The sequence below is a fragment of the Micromonospora sp. M51 genome (assembly GCF_018070305.1).
Lineage (GTDB): Bacteria > Actinomycetota > Actinomycetes > Mycobacteriales > Micromonosporaceae > Micromonospora > Micromonospora parva.
Window position 1 is genome coordinate 1 of record NZ_JAGPXZ010000248.1, and the last position, 7,637, is coordinate 7,637.

General features: G+C 73.1%; 6 protein-coding genes and 1 pseudogene. 1 reads left to right on the forward strand and 6 read right to left on the reverse strand.

Going from position 1 to position 7,637, the window contains the following annotated elements:
• Positions 1-594 (reverse strand): annotated as a pseudogene (locus KBX53_RS15325) (GGDEF-domain containing protein); the annotation flags it as partial.
• 157 nt (positions 595-751) lie between these two features.
• On the reverse strand, positions 752-2,887 hold the full coding sequence (gene ligA / locus KBX53_RS15330) for an NAD-dependent DNA ligase LigA (protein ID WP_030337172.1): 2,136 nt from the start codon (positions 2,885-2,887) through the stop codon (positions 752-754).
• 283 nt (positions 2,888-3,170) lie between these two features.
• On the opposite strand from ligA, the gene KBX53_RS15335 reads away from it, so the two are divergent.
• Positions 3,171-3,707, forward strand: a complete 537-nt coding sequence (locus KBX53_RS15335) for a type II toxin-antitoxin system PemK/MazF family toxin (RefSeq protein WP_210859963.1) — start codon at positions 3,171-3,173, stop codon at positions 3,705-3,707.
• 282 nt (positions 3,708-3,989) lie between these two features.
• On the opposite strand, the gene KBX53_RS15340 is transcribed toward KBX53_RS15335, so the two are convergent.
• The 4 genes from KBX53_RS15340 to mnmA are packed head-to-tail and all read right to left on the reverse strand — an operon-like array spanning position 3,990 to position 7,548.
• A complete protein-coding gene (locus tag KBX53_RS15340; protein WP_210859965.1) occupies positions 3,990-5,003 on the reverse strand; it encodes an ADP-ribosylglycohydrolase family protein in 1,014 nt (337 codons plus the stop codon).
• Between the two features lie 27 nt (positions 5,004-5,030).
• Entirely contained in the window at positions 5,031-5,396 is a 366-nt protein-coding gene (locus tag KBX53_RS15345) for a VOC family protein (protein ID WP_030337166.1), read from the reverse strand.
• A 36-nt stretch (positions 5,397-5,432) separates the two neighbouring features.
• Positions 5,433-6,437, reverse strand: a complete 1,005-nt coding sequence (locus tag KBX53_RS15350; RefSeq protein ID WP_210859967.1) for a methionine synthase — start codon at positions 6,435-6,437, stop codon at positions 5,433-5,435.
• A 37-nt stretch (positions 6,438-6,474) separates the two neighbouring features.
• Entirely contained in the window at positions 6,475-7,548 is a 1,074-nt protein-coding gene (mnmA, locus tag KBX53_RS15355) for a tRNA 2-thiouridine(34) synthase MnmA (protein ID WP_210859969.1), read from the reverse strand.
• Positions 7,549-7,637: the final 89 nt, after the last annotated feature.

The window sequence follows — 7,637 nt, forward strand, 5'->3', positions numbered from 1 at the left end:
GGAGAGCAGCTCGAAGCCGAGGCCCTGACGGACGGTGGGCCACCAGCGATCGCCGAAACGCAGCCGCACCGCCCAGCTGACCAACCCGTAGTTGACGACGAACCAGTCCAGCGCGGCGCCGCCGACAACGGCCACGTCGGTCCAGTGCAACCGCCCCCCGGAAAAGATCGTGCCCGACCCGAGTTGGATCACCCCGTACGCGGCGGCGAGGGCGCAGGCGTACTGGCCGACGTTGAACGCCGTACGCCACGCGGCGTGCCGCATCCGCCAACCCGAGACGACCACCCCCACCGCCTGCACCACCACCGCCGGGCCGAGACCCCAGCCGAGCAGGATCGCGAAGGTGAAGCAGGTGGACGGGAACACCGCCGACGTCTGCCGGCGCCCCGGTGGCACGAACGGGCGCGCGTCGCAGACCACGGCGAGCGCGGCCATCGTCCAGAACGCCACCGGCAGCCGGGGCAGGTCGTCGGGGAGCGTCGCGAGTGGAACGGCGGCGGTCAGCGCGGCGACCGCCAGGATGCTGGCGACGAAGGCGGCGAACGGTGCGACCCGTCCCGCAGGAAGCGAGTTGCGTGGGTCGGCGACCTCCACCACACCTCCCGACCGACCATTGGCGTGCCGGTGCGCACGCCGTGACCCAATGAAACGCCCTCGGCCCCCAGTTTCCCGGTATGACAGTCACGAATCGGTCGTAGTCGTAATTAAGTTGGTATACGCGGCCAGTCGCCGTCGCCAGCCGTCGGCGGGGTCAACCGCCCAGCTGAGCGACGTCCCGCGCGGCGTCCGGGCCCGCGTCCAGCAGGAGCCGGAACCCGTCCTCGTCGAGCACCGGCACCTTGAGGCTGGCGGCCTTGTCGGCCTTCGAGCCGGGGTTGTCCCCCACCACCACGAAGCTCGTCTTCTTGGAGACGGACCCGCTGACCTTGCCGCCCCGGCTCTGCACGGCCTCGGCGGCCTGATCGCGCGAGAACCCGGCGAGGGTGCCGGTCACCACCACCGTCAGCCCTTCCAGCGGGCGCGGACCCTCGTCGACCGCCTCCTCGGCCATCCGTACGCCGGCCTCGGCCCACTTGCGGACCACCTCGCGGTGCCAGTCCACCGCGAACCACTCCCGGATGCTGGCCGCGATGGTCGGACCGACCCCGTCGACGGAGGACAACTCCTCCTCCGAGGCCGCGTCGATGGCGTCCATGGAACGGAAGTGCCGGGCGAGCGCCTGGGCCGCCGTCGGGCCGACGTGCCGGATGGAGAGCGCCACCAGCACCCGCCAGAGGTCCCGTTCCCGGGCGACCGCCAGATTGTCCAACAGCTTGGTGGCGTTGCTGCCCAGGCTGCCGTCCTTGTTGACGAAGAACGGCGACCGGGACAGCTGCTCGGCGTCGAGCTGGAACAGGTCGCCCTCGTCGCTGATGATCTCCGCGTCGAGGAGGGCTGCCGCACCCTTGTAGCCGAGCACCTCGATGTCGAACGCGCCCCGGCCGGCGAGGTGGAACACCCGCTCCCGCAACTGCGCCGGGCAGCTGCGGGTGTTGGGGCAGCGGATGTCGACGTCGCCCTCCTTCGACGGCGCGAGCGGGGTGCCGCAGGCGGGGCAACTGGTCGGCATGACGAACGGCCGGGCGTCGACGGGCCGCAGGTCGACCACCGGGCCGAGCACCTCGGGAATCACGTCGCCGGCCTTGCGCAGCACCACCGTGTCGCCGATCAGCACACCCTTGCGCTCCACCTCACGGGCGTTGTGCAGGGTGGCGAGCGCGACTGTGGAACCGGCCACGCGCACCGGCTCGAGCACGGCGAACGGAGTGACCCGGCCGGTGCGCCCCACGTTCACGTCGATGTCGAGCAGCTTGGTGGTGACCTCCTCCGGCGGGTACTTGAAGGCGATCGCCCACCGTGGCGCGCGACTGGTCGAGCCGAGCCGGCCCTGGATGGAGACCGGGTCGACCTTGACCACCACCCCGTCGATCTCGTGCTCGACATCGTGCCGGTGCTCGGCGTAGTAGGCGATGAACTCGGCGACACCGGCCAGGTCGGGGACGACCCGCCACCGGTCGCTGGTGGGCAACCCCCAGGACTTGAGCGCGGCGTACGACTCGGACTGCGCCGTGGGCTGGAAGCCCCGGCGGGCGCCGATGCCGTGCACCACCAGGCGCAGTGGCCGGGTGGCGGTGATCCGTGGATCCTTCTGCCGGAGGCTGCCGGCGGCGGCGTTGCGCGGGTTGGCGAAGGGTGCCTTGCCCTGTTCCACCAGACCCGCGTTGAGATCGGCGAACGCGGCGATCGGGAAGTAGATCTCGCCCCGGACCTCCACCAGCTCGGGAACGTCCGGGAATTCGGCGGACGGGGTGAGCTGGCTGGGCACGTCCCGGATGCTGCGCACGTTGGCGGTGACGTCCTCACCGGTGCGCCCGTCGCCGCGGGTGGCGGCCCGGACCAGTCGACCCTTCTCGTAGGTCAGGTTGATCGCCAACCCGTCGACCTTCAGCTCGCACAGGTAGGGCACCGGGCCGCCCGCGTCCCGTTCGACCCGCTCGGCCCAGGCCGCCAACTCCTCGTCGGCGAAGGCGTTGTCGAGCGACAGCATCCGTTCGGCGTGGGTGACCGGGGTGAAGTCGGTGGAGAACGTGCCGCCCACCCGTTGGGTCGGCGAGTCGGGCGTCCGCAGCGCCGGGAACTGGGCCTCCAGCGCCTCCAGCTCGCGCAACTGCCTGTCGAAGTCGGCGTCGGGGATGGTCGGCGCGTCCAGGACGTAGTAGCGGTACTGGTGCTCGGTCAGCTCCTGGCTGAGGGCGGCATGCCGTTCCCGGGCCTGCGGCGTCGGCTCGGCCCCGGCCGCTGCCTCCTGCGCCGCGCTGACCTGCTGACCGATCTGCTCCTCGGACACACCGCCACCTTCGGACACGCCTGCGACCTCCCTGATCACGCTACTCCGGCACGGTATCGGGCCGGTGAGACAATCCGTCGCCCGCCCGCGCCGGGAGCGACGTCGCCCTCAGCCGGGATGCCCGGTGGGTGTCGACGAACCGCCCGACCACCCACCACCAGATGATCAGGTGAGGCGCGGGGTGATCGGGCAGCCGCGGTGTGGTTGGCGGGCGGCACGGGCCACGACGTGCAAGGATCGCCGGACGGTGCGACCGGCGGGTCGCCGGGAGGCGGAGGTACGGATGCCCGAGGCACTGCTCTGGGCGGTGGCGATCCTGCTGGCGGTGGCCGCCGGCTGGGCGTGGAACAGTTGGCGGCACCGGGTGACCAACCGACGTCCGGGCACCCGGCCGGGTCGGGCCAGCACCGGCGGGCGTCGTCCCAGCCCGCCACGCCCCCGGGGCGGCGAGCGCCCGTCCACCCCGTCCCGCCGCCGCGACGCCGACCGGCACGACGACACCCCCGCGCCCGGTGAGATCTGGTGGGCCGACGTGCCGTACGCCGACGGCAGCGGGTCGAAGGTACGCCCGTGCCTGGTGCTGCGCGCGGACTCCAAGGGCGCCGACGTCCTGAAGATCACCAGCCAGGACAAGAGCGACCGGGACGACCACGTCCGGATTCCCACCCGGGACTGGGACCCCGGCGCGGAGCACGACAGCTACCTCAGCCTCACCGAGCCGATCCGACTCAACGCGGCCGCCTTCGCCGACCACGCCGGCCGCTGCGACGCCGACCTCTGGCGGAAGGTGCGCAGCCTGCGCCACCTGCCCACCACCTGACGCCTCTCGACCGCCCCTGCGGCGCGGCCGCCGGCCATGATCGACTCGGGTTCCTGAAAGTCGCGGTGTCCCGAGGCCCCGGATGCCCCGGTTTTCAGAATCCCGAGTCGATCAAGCCGATGAACCACGCCAGGCAGACCAGACCGAGACCCAGACCAGGCCAGACCGAGACCCAGACCAGGCCAGACCGAGGCCAGGCAGGCCAGACCGAGGCCAGGCAGGCCAGACCGAGGCCCAGACCAAGCCAGGCCGAGGCCCAGACCAGGCCGAGGCCGAGTGGGGTCAGTCCCAGGCTGCGCCCAGGGTGGCGAGCTGGTCCGCGTACTCGATGCGGTCGGCCCACTCGCGCGGCCACGCGCTCATGCCGACGGCCGCGCCCAGGAAGGCGCCGGCGAGGGCGGCGATCGAGTCGGAGTCGCCGGCGGTGGTCGCCCCCCGGGCCAGCGCCGAAACCGGATCGTCGGCGTGCCGTACGGCGCAGAGCAGCGCGGTTGCCAGCGCCTCCTCGGCCACCCAGCCCTCGCCGGTGGCCCGACACGGGTCGGCGCCGTCGTCCGGCTCGGCCAGGGCGGTGGTCAGTCGGCGCAGCACTGCCAGGCAGTCGTCCCAGCCCTGGGCGATGAACTCCTCAGGAGTGTCGGAACCAGCGCGCTGCCAGAGGTCTCCCAGCCACCGCTCCCGGTAGACCAGGCGCTGCGACAGCGCCCGCTCGGTGAGCACCGCGGGAAGCTCGGTCAGCGGTACGCCGGTACGCAGCGCGAAGACCGCGTACGCGGTGAGTTCGCTGGCGGCCAGCCCGGTCGGGTGGCCGTGGGTCAGCCCCGCCTGCAACTGGGCCAACCCGGCGAGCGTGTCGAGGTCCGTGTCGAGCAACCCGACCGGGGTGACCCGCATGTTGGCCCCGCAACCCTTCGAACCGACAACTGTCGCCTCCTGCCAGCGCGTCCCACGGCTCAGTTCGGCGCAGGCGCGCAGGCAGGTCATGCCCGGGGCACGGTTGTTGTCCGGGCTGACCGCCCAGGTCAGGAAGCGCCGCCGCAGCAGTGGCTGCACCGCCTCCGGCGTGAACGACGGCGTCTCGTGCAGCGTCCAACCCACCGCCAGCGCCATCTGGGTGTCGTCGGTGACCAGCGCCGGCGTGCCGGACAGCTCACGCGGGCCGGCCGGGCCGTACCGGCGCTGGATCTCGGCGACGGTCAGGAACTCGGTCGGCTTGCCCAACGCGTCACCGTAGGCGAGGCCGAACAGGGAGCCGGAGGCGCGCAGCGCGGAGGTGTGGATCACGGCGGCCATCATGCCCGGCCGCCGCAACCCACCGCGGGCTCAGTCCCAGCAGAGGCAGAACGGGTGGCCGACCGGGTCGGCGTAGACCCGGAACCCCTCGCCCTCACCCGGCAGCCGTCGGGCCCCGAGCGCCAGCGCCGCCTTCTCGGCGGCCTCGATGTCGTCCACCGTCACGTCGAGGTGGAACTGTTGTGGGCGCTCCGGGTCCGGCCAGGCCGGCGGCCGCAGGTTGAGCGCCTGCTGGAAGGCGAGACGTGGCTGGTGACCGGGCGGACCGCCCAGCACCACCCAGTCGTCTTCGGCGTCACCCTCGGCGAAGGGGATGCCGAGCAGCTCGGAGTAGAACGTCGCCAACGCCCGCGGATCCGGGCAGTCGAGCACCACTGAACGCAGCTGTCCAATCATGACCGTCATCCTGCCCAGCCGGTACGACAGGAAACCTCAGGCTTCGGCGAGGCGCCGGCCGGCGTCCCGGCACGCGGCGAGCACGGCCCGGGCGTACTGCGGGGTCGCGCCGGCGAGGCCACAGGCCGGGGTGACCACCACCTGCGCGGCGAGTTGCCGACGGGGAAAACCGAGGCGGTCCCAGAGTTGGCGTACCCGGTCGGCGATCTGGGCGGAGGTCGGCGCGCCACCGGCCGACGGCGGCCGGGTCGGCGCGGCCCCGGCCAGCAACCCGAGGCCTGCGTCGAGTGCCTCGCCCAGCGGGTCGAGGTCGGTGACCAGGTCCAGGTCGAGGGCGACAGCGACGGCACCGGTCGAGCGGATCAGCTCCAACGGCACGTCCGGGGCGCAGCAGTGCACCAGCGTCGGCACGCCGACCGCCTCGACGACGGTGCGCAGCAGGGCGGCGGCGTCCACCGACTCGACCGCCCGGTACGCGCCCAACCCACTCTCGGTCGGCACCCGGCCGGCCAGCACGGTCGGCAGTGACGGTTCGTCCAGTTGCAGCAGCACCGACGCCTGGGGCAGCCGGCGGGCGACCGCCGCGACGTGCGCGCGCAGCCCCTCGGCGAGGGAGCCGGTGAGATCGCGGACCGCGCCGGGATCGCGCAACAGCCGGCCACCGATCGGCAGCTCCAGGGAGGCGGCCAGCGTGAGCGGGCCGGCGGCCTGCACCTTGAGCGGCCCGGCGTACCCCTCGGCCTGCTCGGCGAGCTGGTCCAGGTCACGTTCCATCAGGTCACGGGCCCGGCGCAGGTCGCGGCCCGGGCGTGGGGCGACCCGCCACCGCCCCGCGTACACCTCGACGGGCAGCTCGACGAGCAGCCCGGCGGACCGGCCGATCATGTCCGCTCCGGGGCCACGGGCCGGCAACTCGGGCAGGTGGGGCAGCTCGGGAAGCTCACCGAGGACCACCCGCTGAGCCTCGCCGATGTCGGTGCCGGGCAGCGAACCAATTCCGGTTGCCGCGCCGGCCGGCCATTGCCACGCCTGATCTGTCACGGGCGAAGGCTATCCCGCGAACACCCAGGCCGTGCGGTCAGCCGGTGATGGTCGCGGAGCCGAGGACCACGTCGCCGGCCGGGTCCGGCCGGTACGCCACCACGGCCTGACCGGCGGCGACGCCGCGTACCGGTCGGCGCAGCTCGGCGTGCAGCCGGTCACCGTCGAGGGCAACGGTCGCCGGCACCACGTCGCCGTGCGCGCGCACCTGCACCTCGCCCTCGACCGGCGCGTCCGGACGCGCGCCGCCGGTGCAGACCGGACGGACGGCGTGCACGTCGGACACCTCCAGCGCCTCGGCCGGCCCGACCGTCACCGTGTTGGTCTTCGGGGTGATGGAGAGCACGTAGCGCGGTCGGCCATCCGGGGCGGGCCGGTCCAGGTGCAGCCCGCGACGCTGCCCCACCGTGTACGCGTACGCGCCGCTGTGGCTGCCGACGACAGCGCCGGTGGTGGCGTCCACCACGTCGCCGGGCGCCTCACCGAGGCGACCGGCCAGGAAGCCGCGGGTGTCCCCGTCGGCGATGAAGCAGATGTCGTGCGAGTCCGGCTTGTCGGCCACCGCCAGGCCACGCTCGGCGGCCTCCGCGCGGACCTGCGCCTTGGTCGAGTCACCGAGCGGGAAGATCGACCGGTCGAGCTGCTCGCGGGTGAGCACGGCGAGCACGTACGACTGGTCCTTGGCCAGGTCGACGCTGCGTCGCAGCAACCCGTCCGCACCGAGGCGGGCGTGGTGCCCGGTCACCACCGCGTCGAAGCCCAGGGCCACCGCCCGGTCCAGCACCGCCGCGAACTTGATCTTCTCGTTGCACCGCAGGCAGGGGTTCGGGGTACGACCGGCGGCGTACTCGGCGACGAAGTCGTCGACCACGTCCTCGTGGAAGCGGTCGGCCATGTCCCACACGTAGAACGGGATACCGATCACGTCGGCCGCCCGTCGGGCGTCCCGGGAATCCTCCAGGGTGCAGCAGCCGCGCGCCCCGGTCCGATAGGTCTGTGGGTTGCGGGCCAGCGCCAGGTGCACGCCGGTCACGTCGTGCCCGGCCGCCACCGCCCGCGCCGCCGCCACGGCCGAGTCAACCCCACCCGACATCGCCGCCAGAACCCTCACCGACGCACTCCCTTTCCCGTCCCCACCCGTTCCCCCACGACAACCCAATCCACCACCCCCGAAAACCCCACCCCCCCCCCCCCCCCCCC

Bases quoted from the DNA above. Each gene is read 5' to 3' on its own strand.
- KBX53_RS15335 (WP_210859963.1), top strand. From the start codon at position 3,171: ATGCCCGAGGCACTGCTCTGGGCGGTGGCGATCCTGCTGGCGGTGGCC.
- KBX53_RS15340 (WP_210859965.1), bottom strand. From the start codon at position 5,003: ATGATGGCCGCCGTGATCCACACCTCCGCGCTGCGCGCCTCCGGCTCC.
- KBX53_RS15345 (WP_030337166.1), bottom strand. From the start codon at position 5,396: ATGATTGGACAGCTGCGTTCAGTGGTGCTCGACTGCCCGGATCCGCGG.